17 protein-coding genes are annotated in these 14,516 nt (G+C 65.3%); 4 read left to right on the top strand and 13 right to left on the bottom strand.

The annotated features are described in order from the left end of the window. The 9 genes from pdhA to lipA all read right to left on the bottom strand — a co-directional run bounded on the left by pdhA (position 1) and on the right by lipA (position 7,095). Positions 1-1,029, bottom strand: coding sequence for a pyruvate dehydrogenase (acetyl-transferring) E1 component subunit alpha (gene pdhA / locus KAK88_RS10620; protein ID WP_242076615.1), 1,029 nt, complete (start codon positions 1,027-1,029; stop codon positions 1-3). Positions 1,030-1,163: 134 nt separating this feature from the next. Further along, the gene (locus KAK88_RS10625; RefSeq protein ID WP_242078586.1) at positions 1,164-1,463 is read right to left on the bottom strand and encodes an FtsB family cell division protein; all 300 of its coding nucleotides are present in this window, start codon (positions 1,461-1,463) and stop codon (positions 1,164-1,166) included. A 138-nt stretch (positions 1,464-1,601) separates the two neighbouring features. Then, positions 1,602-2,879 (bottom strand): phosphopyruvate hydratase, encoded by a 1,278-nt coding sequence (eno, locus tag KAK88_RS10630; RefSeq protein WP_242076616.1) that lies wholly within the window; start codon positions 2,877-2,879, stop codon positions 1,602-1,604. A gap of 89 nt (positions 2,880-2,968) precedes the next feature. Then, positions 2,969-3,586: a hypothetical protein gene (locus tag KAK88_RS10635; protein ID WP_242076617.1), complete on the bottom strand. Its 618-nt coding sequence runs from the start codon at positions 3,584-3,586 to the stop codon at positions 2,969-2,971. 109 nt (positions 3,587-3,695) lie between these two features. After that, positions 3,696-3,878: a 50S ribosomal protein L32 gene (rpmF, locus tag KAK88_RS10640; protein WP_026108365.1), complete on the bottom strand. Its 183-nt coding sequence runs from the start codon at positions 3,876-3,878 to the stop codon at positions 3,696-3,698. Positions 3,879-4,012: 134 nt separating this feature from the next. Then, positions 4,013-4,564 carry a sugar O-acetyltransferase gene (locus KAK88_RS16060; protein ID WP_277928789.1) on the bottom strand — a complete coding sequence of 184 codons (552 nt, stop codon included), beginning with the start codon at positions 4,562-4,564 and terminating at the stop codon, positions 4,013-4,015. Continuing rightward, positions 4,561-5,676, bottom strand: a complete 1,116-nt coding sequence (locus KAK88_RS10655) for an NAD(P)/FAD-dependent oxidoreductase (protein WP_242076618.1) — start codon at positions 5,674-5,676, stop codon at positions 4,561-4,563. Before KAK88_RS10655 ends, KAK88_RS16060 begins: the two co-directional genes overlap by 4 nt. Continuing rightward, on the bottom strand, positions 5,673-6,125 hold the full coding sequence (locus tag KAK88_RS10660; RefSeq protein WP_242076619.1) for a type II toxin-antitoxin system RatA family toxin: 453 nt from the start codon (positions 6,123-6,125) through the stop codon (positions 5,673-5,675). Before KAK88_RS10660 ends, KAK88_RS10655 begins: the two co-directional genes overlap by 4 nt. A 7-nt stretch (positions 6,126-6,132) precedes the next feature. Then, entirely contained in the window at positions 6,133-7,095 is a 963-nt protein-coding gene (gene lipA / locus KAK88_RS10665; protein WP_017504838.1) for a lipoyl synthase, read from the bottom strand. A 183-nt stretch (positions 7,096-7,278) separates the two neighbouring features. On the opposite strand from lipA, the gene KAK88_RS10670 reads away from it, so the two are divergent. Next, entirely contained in the window at positions 7,279-8,832 is a 1,554-nt protein-coding gene (locus KAK88_RS10670) for an AMP-binding protein (RefSeq protein WP_242076620.1), read from the top strand. Here KAK88_RS10670 and ygiD read toward each other — a convergent pair whose 3' ends face one another. The 4 genes from ygiD to KAK88_RS10690 all read right to left on the bottom strand — a co-directional run bounded on the left by ygiD (position 8,833) and on the right by KAK88_RS10690 (position 11,588). Beyond that, the gene (gene ygiD / locus KAK88_RS10675) at positions 8,833-9,591 is read right to left on the bottom strand and encodes a 4,5-DOPA dioxygenase extradiol (RefSeq protein WP_242076621.1); all 759 of its coding nucleotides are present in this window, start codon (positions 9,589-9,591) and stop codon (positions 8,833-8,835) included. 4 nt (positions 9,592-9,595) lie between these two features. After that, complete coding sequence (gene wrbA, locus KAK88_RS10680; protein ID WP_242076622.1) at positions 9,596-10,198, bottom strand: NAD(P)H:quinone oxidoreductase; 603 nt, start codon at positions 10,196-10,198, stop codon at positions 9,596-9,598. Between the two features lie 98 nt (positions 10,199-10,296). Continuing rightward, positions 10,297-10,755 (bottom strand): hypothetical protein, encoded by a 459-nt coding sequence (locus KAK88_RS10685; RefSeq protein ID WP_242076623.1) that lies wholly within the window; start codon positions 10,753-10,755, stop codon positions 10,297-10,299. Beyond that, the gene (locus tag KAK88_RS10690) at positions 10,731-11,588 is read right to left on the bottom strand and encodes a D-alanyl-D-alanine carboxypeptidase family protein (RefSeq protein WP_242076624.1); all 858 of its coding nucleotides are present in this window, start codon (positions 11,586-11,588) and stop codon (positions 10,731-10,733) included. The genes KAK88_RS10685 and KAK88_RS10690 overlap by 25 nt, the downstream gene beginning before the upstream one ends. A gap of 105 nt (positions 11,589-11,693) precedes the next feature. Here KAK88_RS10690 and KAK88_RS10695 point away from each other — a divergent pair, with 105 nt between their 5' ends. The 3 genes from KAK88_RS10695 to KAK88_RS10705 are packed head-to-tail and all read left to right on the top strand — an operon-like array spanning position 11,694 to position 14,513. Further along, on the top strand, positions 11,694-13,055 hold the full coding sequence (locus tag KAK88_RS10695) for an MFS transporter (RefSeq protein ID WP_242076625.1): 1,362 nt from the start codon (positions 11,694-11,696) through the stop codon (positions 13,053-13,055). 26 nt (positions 13,056-13,081) lie between these two features. Beyond that, entirely contained in the window at positions 13,082-13,846 is a 765-nt protein-coding gene (mazG, locus tag KAK88_RS10700; protein WP_242078587.1) for a nucleoside triphosphate pyrophosphohydrolase, read from the top strand. Between the two features lie 10 nt (positions 13,847-13,856). Continuing rightward, positions 13,857-14,513 (top strand): HAD family hydrolase, encoded by a 657-nt coding sequence (locus tag KAK88_RS10705; protein WP_242076626.1) that lies wholly within the window; start codon positions 13,857-13,859, stop codon positions 14,511-14,513. The last annotated feature ends 3 nt before the right edge of the window (positions 14,514-14,516 follow it).

Genomic DNA, 14,516 nt, shown 5'->3' on the forward strand with positions numbered 1-14,516 from the left:
TCAGGCCTCCACGTAGACGTCGGTATAGAGCTCGGACGGATCGGGTTCCGGGCTCTCTTGGGCGAATTGAACAGCTTCGGCGACGATCGCCTTGATCTCGTTGTCGATGGCCTTGAGTTCGTCCTCGGTCGCATTGGCGGCCGACAGCAGCGTCTTCAGGTGATCGATCGGGTCGCGGGTCTTCTTGACCTCGTCGACCTCTTCCTTGGTCCGGTATTTGGCCGGGTCGGACATCGAGTGACCGCGATAGCGATAGGTCTTCACTTCAAGGATGAAGGGGCCGCCGCCTTCGCGAGCGCGCTTCACCGCTCGGGCCGTCGCGTCGCGCACGGCCAGCACGTCCATGCCGTCGACCTGTTCGCCCGGAATGCCGAAGCTGGCGCCGCGCTGATACAGTTCGGTCGTGGAGGACGAGCGCTCGATGCTCGTGCCCATGGCGTACTGGTTGTTCTCGATGATGTAGATGGCGGGCAGCTTCCACAGCTGCGCCATGTTGAAGCTTTCGTACACCTGCCCCTGGTTCGAGGCGCCGTCGCCGAAATAGACGAAGGCCACCGAATCGTCGCCGCGATACTTGCCGGCGAAGGCCAGGCCGGTGCCCAGAGCCACCTGGGCGCCGACGATGCCGTGACCGCCGTAGAAGCCGGTCGGCACATCGAACATGTGCATCGAGCCGCCCTTACCCTTGGACGAACCGCCGCTGCGGCCGGTCAGCTCGGCCATGACTTCCTTGGGATCCATACCGGCGGCCAGCATGTGGCCGTGGTCGCGATAGCCGGTGATGATCTTGTCGTGACCCTGTTTGACGCTCTCCTGAACGCCGACCGCCACGGCTTCCTGTCCGATGTACAGGTGGCAGAAGCCGCCGATCAGACCCATGCCGTAGAGCTGGCCCGCACGCTCTTCGAAGCGGCGGATCAGAACCATCTCGCGATAGAAGCGGAGAAGGTCTTCCTTGGACGCCGTCGGCGTGTTGGGCAGTTTGTCAGGCGTGGTCGTCTGAGCGGATTTGGCTGGGGCTCTCGCCATCCGGTATCTCCCGGCTAGGCGCCGAGAACCGACGCCTTCTTATCGTTACGGAAAGGGGCTTTAGCAGCCTTCCTTCCGGTAACGCAAAGGGGTGCGGGTCGCCCTGTAACAATAGTTCAAGTGGTGAAGGTCGCTCAGCCTTGGGCGGCTGGGGCCGAGACGCGGATCACATAGTCGCGCGGGTCGGAGAAACCCAGGACGGCGCGTGCACGCTCTTCCAGAAGGTCGCGAGACAGACTGTCGGTGCGTAAATAGCGAACTCGCGTCTCAAGGTCGCGGCGCTGCTCGGTCAGATGCGCCAGTTGGTCCTCGCGTTGCCCCAGCAGTGCGTCGCGAGACGATCCGCTCAACAGTCCGCGCTCGCCCGTAAGCGCCTGCACCCCGAGATAGGCCAGAAGCAGCAACAGGGCGAGGGCCAGGCGGTAAGGTTTCATCCGTTCGAGCACTTGAGACGCTCCTTCTGAGCGCGAAAACACAGTTCAGAAACCGTGCCCGAAAATGCCTAACGAAATGTAGCTTGACCGTAAGATTGTCGGCGGAAAACGCCGATTCTCCGCCGACAATTCTGATGCTTATTTCAACAACATGCCGTCGCCGAAATAGACCCCCTGATCGCCCAACATTTCCTCAATGCGGAGCAACTGATTGTACTTCGCTACCCGGTCGGAGCGGGCCAACGAGCCGGTCTTGATCTGCCCGCAGTTCGTCGCCACGGCCAGGTCGGCGATGGTGTAGTCCTCGGTCTCGCCCGACCGATGGCTCATCACGGCGGTGTAGCCTGCGCGGTGGGCCATATCGACGGCGTCCAGCGTCTCGGACAGGGTGCCGATCTGGTTGACCTTGATCAGGATCGAGTTCGCCAGACCTTCGCCGATACCGGCGGCCAGACGCGCTGGATTGGTCACGAACAGATCGTCCCCGACCAGTTGGACGCGGTCGCCCAGACGCTCGGTCAGCAGACGCCAGCCATCGAAGTCATCCTCGGCCATGCCGTCCTCGATCGACACGATCGGGAAGCGTTCGCACAGGTCGACCAGATAGGCGGCCATGCCTTCGGAATCGACGGTCTTGCCCTCGCCGGCCATGACGTATTTGCCGTCCTTGAAGAACTCGGTCGAGGCGACGTCGAGGCCCAGGTGGAAGTCCTCGCCCGCGAGGTAGCCCGCCGCCTGGCCCGCCTTGGTGATGAAGCTCAGCGCCTCATCGGCCGATGCCAGATTGGGCGCAAAGCCGCCCTCGTCGCCGACGTTGGTGTTGTGGCCGGCGTCCTTCAATTGCTTCTTCAGGGCGTGGAAGATTTCGGCACCCATGCGCACCGCGTTCGAAAACGTCTCGGCACCGGTGGGCAGGATCATGAACTCCTGGATGTCGATCGGATTGTCGGCGTGGGCGCCGCCGTTGATGATGTTCATCATCGGGGTCGGCAGGACGCGGGCCGAGACGCCGCCCAGATAACGATACAGCTCCTGATTGGCCGACAGGGCGCTGGCCTTGGCGACGGCCAGAGACACCCCCAGGATCGCATTGGCGCCCAGACGGCCCTTGTTGGGCGTGCCGTCCAGTTCGATCATCGCCTCGTCGATCCGGCGCTGCTGCTCGGCGTCCATGCCGGACAGGGCGTCGAAGATTTCGCCGTTGACGGCGTCGACCGCCTTTTGGACGCCCTTGCCGCCCCACATGTCCTTGTCGCCGTCACGCAGCTCGACCGCTTCGTGCGCGCCTGTAGACGCGCCGGACGGAACGGCGGCGCGGCCGAACGAACCGTCTTCCAGCGTGACATCGACCTCGACCGTCGGATTGCCCCGGCTGTCGAGTATCTGGCGGGCGACGATGTCGGCGATGTCGGTCATGGCTCGGCTCTTTGGCTCAAGGGGCAAGGAAGGTCAGACGGTTTAGCCGCCTACCCGCCAAACGCCAATGCCGACATCGTCGCCGTGCGTCAGGAACAGCCCTCGACCAATTGGATCGAAGGATCGCCCGCATGGACCATCATCACCTTGCCGTCGCTGCCGATCTCATATCGAACGCCGCGCGCCGTCGGATCGGTGACATAGGTCGTCGATCCGCCTTTCGACCAGACGAACAGATCCTCGGCTGGCGCTTCCTGGTATTTATGCGGCTGGGCGAAGACCGCGCCGCCATAGGCTTGCTTGATTGCCATAGCCGTATCGCCCACCCCGAATCCGCGATCGGTCTTGGTCGTCGCACCGCGCGCCAGGGTGATTCGCGTCAGCACGCCGTTCTGGACCATCACTTGAACATCTGCGGGCGCCTTGGCCGGATGGAACTGGTCACAGACTTCGGGCTCGGCGCCGCCAGGGGCGTTCGGTTGGGAGTCCTCGCCCCAGACCTTCACCAGTTCGGCGCGCGTCATGCCGATTCGCACCGGCCCCAGCCCTTCGGCCGTCAAAGCATTGGGATCGGCGGCGGGCGTTGCGGGCGTCTCACTCGCCGAGGCGACCGGCGCTGCGGGCTCCGAGACGCGCTCTTCCGCGCGATTGCAGGCGGCAAGGGTCAGCAGCGCGCAGGCGCTGACGGCGGTGAAACGAATCATCATGCGGCGTCTCCAATGGAAGCTTCACCGGACTGAACGCACGAAAACGGCGCGCGGGTCACCGCGCGCCGTCGAAATCGTCATCCGACCGAAGTCGGGATCGCCTGAAAGACTAGTCTTCCTTGGGCGTGATGACCTGACGACCGCGATAGGTGCCGGTCTTCAGGTCGATGTGGTGCGGGCGCTTCAGCTCGCCGGTGTCCTTGTCCTCGACGTAGACGTTCGAGGTCAGGGCGTCGTGGGCGCGGCGCATGTTGCGACGCGAGGGAGATACTTTGCGCTTCGGAACGGCCATGTCCGTCTCAATCTTCTAAGTCGGGCGCCGCCCAGAGCCGAGCTCCGTCTAGCGCGAAAACAATAGCGGCGGCCCGAAAGAGCCGCCACGCGAGGCGCGGCTTATGCATGAACCGCGCGACGATTTCAAGGCGTTTAAGCAGGCGTCAGACGCCGGACGATCTTCGCAGGATTGCCGACCACCACCACGTCGGACGGCACGTCCTTCGTCACGACCGTTCCCGCGCCGATCACCGAACGATCGCCGATGGTGACGCCCGCCAGAACGATGGCGCCGCCGCCGATCCAGACGTCGTCCCCGATGACGATCGGCCGCGCCGTTTCCTCGCCCCGGCGGGCGACCGCATCCAACGGATGTTCCGGTGTCAAAAGCTGGACGCCTGGCCCAGCCTGGAAGTTGTCGCCGATACGGATTTCGGCGCAGTCCAGGAACACGCAGTTGGCGTTCGCAAAGGCCCGCGCGCCCAGATGAATGTTGATGCCATAATCGCAGAAGAAGCCCGGCATGATGATCGCCTTACCATCGGCAGCATTGACCAGTTCGTTGACCAGGGCGCCGCGCCGGTCGCGATCCGGCTCGGCGTTGATGGCCACGGTCAGGGCCACGGCGCGCGCCCGGCCATCGCGCAATTCGGGATCGCCCGGATCATAGGGCAAGCCCGCCAGCATCTTTTCGCGCTCGGTCATGCGGCCTCCATCAGGGCGTCAGCCACCGCTTCACCGATGGCCAGCGAACTGGTCAGGCCCGGGCTTTCGATGCCGAACAGGGCCATCAGACCATCGATGCCGTGATGCTCGCGGCCATGAAGCTGGAAGTCCGGTTGCGGCTCGCCTGGCCCATGCAGTTTGGGCCGAATGCCGGCGTAGTCCGGTGTCAGGGCGCCGTCGGGCAATCCCGGCCAAAAGCGGCGGATGTAAGTGGCGAACTCCTCCGCCTTGGCGGGATCGACAGAATAGTCCTCGGTGTCGACATAGGCCAGATCGGGGCCGAACACGGCCTGACCGCCCAAATCCTTGCGATAGTGGGTGCCCAGCGCGCCGGGGATGGGCGGCGGATAGATCAGGCGGTCGAACGGCGCCTTGCCCGTCAGCCGGAAATAGACGCCCTTGCCGAAATGTCCGGCGGGAATGTCGCCGGGCGGATAGCCTTGGATCAACGCCGCCACCGCCTGGGCCGACAGTCCTGGCGCGGTGACCAAAAGGCGGCTGGTGACCTGCATCGCCCCCTCCCCGCCGACACGGATCGTGAAGCCGCCGCCCGCCAGCGGCTCTGCGCCCTCGAACGGCGCTGAGACCACGACCGACCCGCCCGCATCCTCGATTTCGCCCTGCAGGGCCAGCATATAGCCGTGACTGTCGAACAGGCCGCTCTCGGGCGACAGGATGGCGGCTTGGGCGTTCAGCTCCGGCTCCAGCGCCCGCGCCTGGGCGCAGGTCAGATGCGCCAGCCCCTCGACGCCGTTCGCCGTCGCCTGTTCGAAGATGGCCTCGATCCGCTCGACCTCTGATTCTTGCGTCGCCACGACCAGCTTGCCGCATTTCCAATGGTGGATCTTGCGGCTGGCCAGGAAGTCATAAAGGGCGCGCCGCCCCTCGACGCAGAAGCGCGCCTTCAACGACCCGGTCGGGTAATAGAGGCCGCCGTGGATCACCTCGGAATTACGAGAGGAGACGCCCTGCCCGATGTGGCCTTCTTTCTCCAGCACCAACACCGTCAGGCCCCGTTTCGAGAGCGCCCGACCGCAGGCCAGGCCCACAGCCCCGGCGCCCACGACGGCCGCGTCGAAATCGAAACTCATCGGCCGCCGTACCTCCGTTTCGCCTCGGCCTCGAAACAGCCGATCAGCTTTTCCACGGCCCGGTCGAAATTCGCCGACAGCATCATGTCCAGCATCCGGGATTTGAAGGCGAAGTCGATCATGAACTCCAGCCGCGTGCCGTCCGGATGGGGAAAGAACTCCCAACGGTTCTTCAAGTGCTTGAAAGGGCCGCGTAGCAAGCCGACCTCGACCTTGGGCGCATTGCGATCATGCCGGACCCAGGTGGAGAATCGCTCCTTCAGGAAGGAGAACCCGACGCTGGCCTCCGCATCCTGCAAGCCGACGCCCTCGCCTTCCTCGCGCCCGTTCCAGACGCGCATCGACGTCACCCACGGTACGAAGTCGGGATAGGCGCGCACGTCGGCGACCAGATCGGCAAGCTGTTCGGGCGCATAGGGAAGAATGCGCGTGACGCGGTGGACGGCCATGCGGGATTTAGCGGCGCAGCTGCGCCTCGCGCGCCGCCTTCAGCCGGGCGAAGTCGTCGCCAGCGTGGTGCGACGAACGCGTCAGCGGGCTGGACGACACCATCAGGAAGCCCTTGGCCCTCGCGATCGCCTCATAGGCCTTGAACTCTTCCGGCGTCACGAAGCGGTCGATGGCGGCATGTTTGCGCGTTGGCTGCAGATACTGGCCGATGGTGATGAAGTCGACGCCGGCGGACCGCATATCGTCCATCACCTGCATGACCTCTTCCTTCGTCTCGCCCAGGCCGACCATGATGCCGGACTTGGTGAATTGGTTCGGGTCCCGCTCCTTGACCATCTGCAACAGGCGCAGGCTGTGGAAGTAGCGCGCGCCCGGCCGGATCTTCAGATACAGGCGCGGCACGGTCTCGAGGTTGTGATTGAAGACGTCGGGCTTGGCGTCGATCATCACGGCCGCCGCCCCGTCCTTTCGCAGGAAGTCGGGCGTCAGGATCTCGATGGTGGTGTCCGGCGCCTGGATGCGGATCTGGCGCACCACCTCGGCGAAGTGGGCTGCGCCGCCGTCGGCCACATCGTCGCGATCGACCGAGGTGATGACGACGTGGTTCAGGCCCATCTGCTGGACGGCCAGGCCCACCTTGCCCGGTTCTTCCGGATCCAGCGGCTGGGGCAAGCCCGTCTTGACGTTGCAGAAGGCGCAGGCCCGCGTGCAGGTGTCGCCCATGATCATCAGGGTGGCGTGCTTTTGGCTCCAGCACTCGCCGATGTTCGGGCAGGCCGCTTCTTCACACACCGTCACCAGTCCCTTGGAGCGAACGATCTCCTTGGTGGCGTTATATTGACCAGAGCCCGGCGCCTTGACCCGCAGCCAGTCGGGCTTCTTCAGCACGACCGACTCGGGCCGGTTCTGCTTTTCGGGGTGACGCAGCTCGGACGGCTTGCGCTGAAGGGTGTCGATCAGGGTGACCATGGCCGGTATTTCGGACTTTGAGGCCGTTTAGGCAAGGCACACCGGGTAACAGACTTGCCGCAGGCGTGATCGCGCATTGGAACTCACGCGACGTTACGCATCTTTTCAAGATGACGCGGCGTCATTAATGACAGTCGCCCGAACAACAGGGAGGGCCGCCCGCGTCCTCCGTAGGAGACGCGCTTGCGCCAGGCCCTGGATCCCTCGCTTTACGACTCGACCCTGATCGACGCCCTGATCGATGCGCGGTCGCGGTTCGGCGACAAGGAAATCCTTGAGGATCAGGACCGGCATCCGCTGACCTACACCGGCCTGATCCGCGCCGCCTTCGTGCTGGGCCGCAAGATCGCCAATCTGACCGACAAGGGCGAGCGGGTCGCCATCCTGCTGCCGTCGTCCATGGGCGTCGTCGTCACCTTCTTCGGTCTGCACGCCCACGGTCGTGTGCCGGTGATGCTGAACTTCACCGCCGGCGAAGCCAATCTGAATGCGGCCATCAAGGCCTCGGGCGTCAAGAAGGTGCTGACCGCCAAACGCTTCATCGACCAGGCCAAGCTGGACGACCTGATCGTCGAATTGAAGACGGTGGCCGAGGTCGTCTGGCTGGACGACGTGCGCAAGACCATCGGCCTGGCCGACAAGCTCTATGGTCTCGCCGCCGGCGCGGCGCCCAAGCGGTTCCGCGTAAAGACGGACCCCGACGCGCCTGGCGTCGTCCTGTTCACCTCCGGCAGCTTCGGCACGCCCAAGGGCGTGGTGCTGAGCCAGAAGAACCTCGTCGCCAATGCGCGTCAGGTGGCGGCCCATATCGACCTGTCGCCGGACTGGGTGATGTTCAATCCCCTGCCGACCTTCCACTGTTTCGGGCTGACCGGCGGGGTCATCCTGCCGCTGCTCCAAGGGTTGAAGGCCTTCCAGTATCCGTCGCCGCTGCACGCCAAACAGATCACCGACCTGCTGCCCCAGGTGAACGCCTCGATCCTGTTCGCGACCGACACCTTCCTGAACCAGTACGGCCGCGTCGCCGAACCGAACGACTTCTCGACGCTGAAGTTCGTCGTCGCCGGCGCCGAGAAGGTGCGCGAGGAAACCCGCACCCTGTTCAACACCAAGTTCGGCGGCGTCGAACTGCTGGAAGGCTATGGCGCGACCGAGGCCTCGCCCGTCATCGCCGTCAACCATCCTGACCGCAACGCGCCCGGCACGGTCGGCCAGGTGCTGCCTGGCATCGACTGGAAGCTGGAACCGGTCGAGGGCATCGACGCCGGCGGTCGCCTGATGCTGCGAGGGCCCAATGTCATGAGCGGCTATGTCACTTCGGCCGAGCCCCTGCAGTGGGATCCCATTGGCGACGACTGGCTGGACACCGGCGACATCGTCGATGTGACGGACGACGGCTATGTCACCATCCGCGGCCGCGCCAAGCGTTTCGCCAAGATCGGCGGCGAGATGGTCTCGCTGACCGCCGTCGAAGGGATCGCCGGCGCCGTCTGGCCTGATCAGCGCCACGCCGTCGTGTCGATCCCGGACAGCCGCAAGGGCGAGAAGCTGGTGCTCGTCACTGACCACGCAGACGCTGAGGTCGCTCCACTGGCTGAATGGGCGCGGACCAACGGTGCGCCCGAACTGATCGTGCCCAAAAAGATCGTCAAGGTCGTCGAGGTCCCCGTCCTGGGCACCGGCAAGACCGACTACGTGTCGATCCAGAAGATGGTCGAGGCCGAGAAGGCGGCCTGATCAGCCGATCCGGACGCCCGTCATGGAGATCGAGCCGCCGTCGATACGGTCGTTGAAGAAGCTGACCGCCTCGCCCGGCTCCTGCTGGGCGGCGATATAAAGCACCGGCAGGAAATGTTCGTCGGTCGGCACGCTCAGTTGCGCGTCCTCGGCCAAGCCCACCCAGTCGATCAGGGCCTCATGGTCGCCCCGTTCGAACGCCGCCTTGACCGCTTCGTTGAAGCCGGTCGCCCAGGCATAGGGCTCTGCGCCGTCCTCGCGTTTCCACGTCCGCAGATTGTGGACGAAATCGCCCGAGCCGGCGATGACGATCCCCTCGTCGCGCAGCGGTTTCAGCGCCTTGGCCAGGTCGTAATGCTGGCGCGCCGTCAGCTCGCGGTTCAGCGACAACTGCACCACAGGCACGTCCGCTTCTGGCCACACATGGCACAGCACCGACCAGGTCCCGTGATCCAGGCCCCACGCTTGCGTCTGGACGGCCCCGGTCAGCGCCGACACCCGCGCCGCCAAGGCAGGCGACCCGGGCGCCGGATACTGCATCTCATGAAGTTCGCGCGGGAAGTTGCCGAAGTCATGAATGGTCTCGGGCCTCTCCTGCGCGGTGACGCCCAGCCCGCGCGTCTCCCAGTGGGCGGAGATCATCACCGCACCCTTGGGCCTGCCGATCGCTTCGCCCAGCGCACGCCAGGCGGCCCCATAGGGACCGCCGAGCGCGTTCATGGGCGAACCATGGCCGAAGAAGACGGCGGGCTGACGCATCAGATTAACCGTGCAGCTTCTTGGCCAGCTCGGCGATATGCTTGCCCTGGAACCGGGCGCCGTCCAGCTCGACGTCGCTGGGCTGACGCGAGCCGTCGCCGCCCGTGATCGTCGACGCGCCATAGGGCGAGCCGCCGTGGATGGCGTCCAGCGTCATCTGTCCCTGGAAGGAATAGGGCAGACCCACGACCGGCATGCCGTGGTGCATGAAGAAGTTGTGCAGGCCTTGGAACGTCGTCTCCTGACCGCCGTGCTGTGTCGCCGTCGCGGTGAAGGCCCCGCCCAACTTGCCGATCAAGGCGCCCGAGAACCACAGGCCGCCGGCCTGATCCAGGAACGCGCGCATCTGCGACGCGGCCGAACCGAAGCGGGTGCCGGCGCCGATGATGATGGCGTCGTAGTCCTTCAGATCGTCGATCTTGGCGATCGGCGCCTTCTGATCCAGCTTGTAGTGCGAGGCCTTGGCCAGTTCTTCCGGCACGGTTTCCGGCACGCGCTTGATGTCCACGACGGCGCCTTCGACCTCGCGCGCGCCTTCGGCGACCGCCTCCGCCATGGTTTCCAGGTGACCATAGGTCGAATGATAGAGGACGAGGATTTTCGGCATCGAGGAGGCTCCGTTGAATGACAAGGGTCGTCATTCGCAACAACGACCGTTGCTAACTTGGCGCGCTGCTGAGGCTTCCGCAAGTCCCCGACATCAAATCACGTCTTGAAGGGACAGACGGTATCGTAAAAGGCCTCGTCGCCCGGCGTGGAGCGACCGCGGCGACAGTGGAAACGATGCTCCATCACCATCGCCTGCTGCTCAATGTTCAACGCGTCCCACCGGCAGGTCGGTTCCACGCGATAGGCGTAGGAGGCGGAGGTGTCCCCAGCCTTCAGCTTGGCGAACAGCAGATTGACACCCTGCTGGGCCTGCCAGACGTGCGTCAGTTCATGGATCAGGACGCCCTGCATTCGCTCGGACGCCAAAGTGAAGTCTGCGACGAGCTGCGCTTGCGGCCACACGACCCAATCTCGCCCGAACCAGCGTCCAGCGACGAAGGCGCGGCGGAACGGCCAGCCGATCAAACGGACGGGCGCAAGGTCGATGGCGGCGCCGAACGCCTCTCGCGCCAGGCCCTTTTCAGCTTCGGTCAGGGCGCGAACGAAGGATCCCAAGGCTTCACATACTCCCAGTGCCAAGGCTCATAGACATAGGGCACAAAGCCGAAACGCCCAGCGTTCGCCACTAGCCATCGATACGTCGCCGACCGCGCCATATATTCGCGGCTGGCCGGAGTGGTTGAATCGACGCCCAGACCGGGTGCCTGGCCGACATACAGATCGACCGCCGTCCCCGTCCGGTGTGGCGAACAGACCGCGCGGCGCAGCCCATCGCAGTTGCCCTGCTGCGCACAGCGCGCCGCGTCCGCCTCGGGATCGCGGAAGCCGGAGAAGATCTGCAGCAGTTCGGGATCGGCGCCCACCTCAGGAACCTCCGCCCGCGCGGCCGCGACCAGCCGGCGATAGGCGTCCAGCACGTCCCGGCGCAGCAGACGTGTCAGACGGTCTGCATGTTCCTCGGACGCGACCAGATAGCCGAGCTGATTGATCGGCGGCGGCTCGGGACAGGCTCCGCCGACGCGCGCCATGACGAACGGCCGCCGCTCCTGCCAAAGGCCGCGAAACACCTGGAATGTCGCCGCATCGAATAGACCGGTCGGCGTGAGGCCATAGGTCTGCTGGAACCCCGCCAGTTGCGACGCAAAGATCGGCGTGCCGGGTCCGCACGTCGTATGCAGTTCGCGCTGGATCAGCGGCAGATAGGCCCGCCACCCCCACTCCGCCGCTCCGAACGGCGCCCATTCCATGCCGTAGGCCGACGCCGCGTTCGCCAGTCCCTGCGCCTGCCATCCGTCGGCATTGGTGTGGCATGGGCCGGCCGCCCGCGCGCCGCCGGCGAACGTCAGAACGCAGCAAACGGACAGGAACGCAAAAAGGCTTCGCCACATGTCCCACAGGAAGCCCCAAGCCGGTCGATCTCACAAGTGCATGCGTCACCGATCGCTGGCATGGTGACGCGCGGCCGACTCGCGCCGCGCCTTTCGGACCGACGCATGTCCACCGCCGCGCCGACCGCGCCCCGCCGTTCCAACGCCGTGCTTGCGGCCTTTTCCGGGCCGTGCCTGCCGCTGGCGGCCTTCGGCGTCGCCCTGCCCGTCACCCTGCCGGAGTTCTACGCCACTCATGTGGGCCTGGAGCTGGGAGTCGTGGCGGCCGTGTTCATGGCCGTGCGCCTGATCGACATCGTCTTCGACCCCTTCATCGGCTGGGGCATGGACAAGACCAAGACGCGGTTCGGCCGCTATCGCCCCTGGATGGCGATTTCGACGCCGATCCTGATGCTGTCGGCCTTCATGATGTTCGTCGTGGTCCAGCCCGGCGCCGGACCGGCCTATCTGTTTGGCTGGCTGCTGGTCCTCTATCTCGGCTTTTCGATCGGCACCCTGGGCCAACTCGGCTGGGCCGCCGTGCTTGCCCCGCAGTATGACCAGCGCAGCCGCGTCTATGGCTGGTGGCAGGTGTTCAACATCATCGGCGTCATTCTGATCCTGGTGCTGCCGACCGTGGTGGTTCAGACGGGCATTGGTAACTATGCCGACGGCGTGCGCATCATGGGCTGGGCCATCCTGATCGCCCTGCCCGTCACCATCGGCCTGGCCATGGTCGCCGTGCCGGAGCCCGTCAACGCGGGCGACCAGCCGCACGGCGGCGCCGGCGCCTATCTGGCGCTGTTGAAGATGCCGACGGTCAGAAAACTGTTGATCGCCGATCTTCTGCTGGGCGTTGCGCCGGGCATCACGGGTTCGCTGCTTTTCTTCTTCTTTGGACAGATCAAGGGCTACGACCACAGTCAGGCCGGCCTATTCATGCTGTTCTATTTCATCGCCGGTCTGTGCGGCGCGCCCATCTGGGCCTGGCTGGCCACGCGGATCGGCAAGGACAAGGCCCTGGCCGTCGCCAGCCTGATCTTCGCGGCCCTGTATATCGCCGCCACCCTGGTTCCCGGCGGCAACTTCATGCTGACGGCAGCCGCCATGTTCATCGCCGGCCTGCCCTATGCGGCCGGCCTGTTCCTGTTGCGCGCCATGATGGCGGACGCCGGCGACGAGGTGCGGCTGGAGACCGGCGTGGATCGCACCGGACTGATGTTCTCCATCCTGTCCGCGACGACCAAGATCGGCCATGTGGTCGCGCTGATCCCCTACCTGATCCTGCAGGGCGTGGGCTTCAAGGCTGTGCCAGGACCGACGGGCAACAGCGATTTTTCCCTGCTGACGCTCCAGATCCTGTTCATTCTGGTCCCCGGCCTGTTGCTGGCCGCCGCCGCCTGGGTGCTGAAGGGCTATCCCCTGACGCCGAAGCGGCACGATGAAATCCGCCTCGCCCTGGAAGCTCGCGACGGAGCCCGCCGTTGAGACCGATCGACCGCCTGCTCGACGTCATGGAACGGTTGCGCGATCCTGACGGCGGCTGCCCCTGGGACGTGGAGCAGAGCTTCGCCACCATAGCCCCCTACACGATCGAGGAGGCCTATGAGGTCGCTGACGCCATCGAGCGCAACGATCTGGTCGAACTTAAGGGCGAACTGGGCGACCTGCTGTTTCAGGTCGTCTTCCATGCCCGCATGGCCGAGGAACAGGGGCTGTTCGCTTTCGACGACGTGGTCACGGCCATCGCCGACAAGCTGGAGCGCCGGCACCCCCACGTCTTCGGTGACGCGGCGCATCGCTCCTCGAAGGAACAGGCCATCGCCTGGGAAGTCATCAAGGCCGCCGAGCGCAAGGACCGCAAAAAACCCGGGGTTCTGGATGATGTGCCCGTTGGCCTGCCCGCCCTGACCCGCGCCGCCAAACTGACCAAGCGCGCCGGCCGCGTGGGCTTCGACTGGCCCTCCACCGACGAGGTCTTCGACAAGCTGGCCGAAGAGGTCGAGGAATTGCGCGTCGAGATCGCCGCCGGCGACAAGGCCAAGGCGCGCGAAGAGCTGGGCGACCTTCTGTTCGTCGTCGCCAACCTGGCGCGCAAGCTGGATGTCGAGCCCGAAGACGCCCTGCGCGCCGCCAACGCCAAGTTCGTGCGTCGCTTCGGCTTCATCGAGGCCGAACTGGCCAAGGACGGCCGTACGCCCGACCAATCGGACCTGGCAGAGATGGATCGCCTCTGGGACGCCGCAAAGGTCGCGGAAAAGGCCGCGCCTCAAGCCTGAGCGATCCCGCGTGACCTACGACCTGATCATATTCGACTACGACGGCGTGGTCGCCGACAGCGAGGTGCTGAACAGCACTGTCATGGCCGAGCAACTGACCGCCATTGGCCTGCCGACCTCGCTCGACGACGTCTTGGCCTCCTATACGGGCAAGCGCTGGCGCGACAATCGGCCGGTCGTCGAGGCGGCCTTAGGTCGTGCCTGCCCTGACGACTTCCACACCACATGGTTTGCGACCTGTCGCCAGCGCGCGCCACAGCAGCTTGAACCCGTGCCCGGTTTGCTGGACTTCGTCGCCGCCAGACCTGAGCCCCGCTGTATCGCCTCGTCAAGCGGACCAGACTGGATCGGCGTCGGCCTGAACCTGTTCGGCCTGACGGACCATTTCGACGGCGCGGTCTTCACCGGCCTGGTGGTCGAGCGCGGCAAGCCCCACCCCGACATCTTCCTGCACGCTGCCCAGAAGATGGGCGTCGATCCGGCGCGCGTCCTGGTGATCGAAGACAGCGAGGCGGGCGTCACCGCAGGCGTCGCGGCAGGCATGACAGTCGTGGGGCTGATGGCGGGCGGCCATGTCCGTGACGGCCATGCCGAACGCCTGACGGCCCGTGGCGCCCACCACATCGCCGACAGCTATGCAGCTGTCTCCGCCTTCATGGATCGCTGAGCG

This window comes from Brevundimonas diminuta, assembly GCF_022654015.1.
GTDB lineage: Bacteria > Pseudomonadota > Alphaproteobacteria > Caulobacterales > Caulobacteraceae > Brevundimonas > Brevundimonas diminuta_C.

What these genes read in the sequence shown, in the direction of transcription:
- pdhA (WP_242076615.1), bottom strand. Translation starts at nt 1,029, where the DNA reads ATGGCGAGAGCCCCAGCCAAATCCGCTCAGACGACCACGCCTGACAAA.
- KAK88_RS10625 (WP_242078586.1), bottom strand. Translation starts at nt 1,463, where the DNA reads ATGAAACCTTACCGCCTGGCCCTCGCCCTGTTGCTGCTTCTGGCCTAT.
- eno (WP_242076616.1), bottom strand. Translation starts at nt 2,879, where the DNA reads ATGACCGACATCGCCGACATCGTCGCCCGCCAGATACTCGACAGCCGG.
- KAK88_RS10635 (WP_242076617.1), bottom strand. Translation starts at nt 3,586, where the DNA reads ATGATGATTCGTTTCACCGCCGTCAGCGCCTGCGCGCTGCTGACCCTT.
- rpmF (WP_026108365.1), bottom strand. Translation starts at nt 3,878, where the DNA reads ATGGCCGTTCCGAAGCGCAAAGTATCTCCCTCGCGTCGCAACATGCGC.
- KAK88_RS16060 (WP_277928789.1), bottom strand. Translation starts at nt 4,564, where the DNA reads ATGACCGAGCGCGAAAAGATGCTGGCGGGCTTGCCCTATGATCCGGGC.
- KAK88_RS10655 (WP_242076618.1), bottom strand. Translation starts at nt 5,676, where the DNA reads ATGAGTTTCGATTTCGACGCGGCCGTCGTGGGCGCCGGGGCTGTGGGC.
- KAK88_RS10660 (WP_242076619.1), bottom strand. Translation starts at nt 6,125, where the DNA reads ATGGCCGTCCACCGCGTCACGCGCATTCTTCCCTATGCGCCCGAACAG.
- lipA (WP_017504838.1), bottom strand. Translation starts at nt 7,095, where the DNA reads ATGGTCACCCTGATCGACACCCTTCAGCGCAAGCCGTCCGAGCTGCGT.
- ygiD (WP_242076621.1), bottom strand. Translation starts at nt 9,591, where the DNA reads ATGCGTCAGCCCGCCGTCTTCTTCGGCCATGGTTCGCCCATGAACGCG.
- wrbA (WP_242076622.1), bottom strand. Translation starts at nt 10,198, where the DNA reads ATGCCGAAAATCCTCGTCCTCTATCATTCGACCTATGGTCACCTGGAA.
- KAK88_RS10690 (WP_242076624.1), bottom strand. Translation starts at nt 11,588, where the DNA reads ATGTGGCGAAGCCTTTTTGCGTTCCTGTCCGTTTGCTGCGTTCTGACG.
- KAK88_RS10695 (WP_242076625.1), top strand. Translation starts at nt 11,694, where the DNA reads ATGTCCACCGCCGCGCCGACCGCGCCCCGCCGTTCCAACGCCGTGCTT.
- mazG (WP_242078587.1), top strand. Translation starts at nt 13,082, where the DNA reads ATGGAACGGTTGCGCGATCCTGACGGCGGCTGCCCCTGGGACGTGGAG.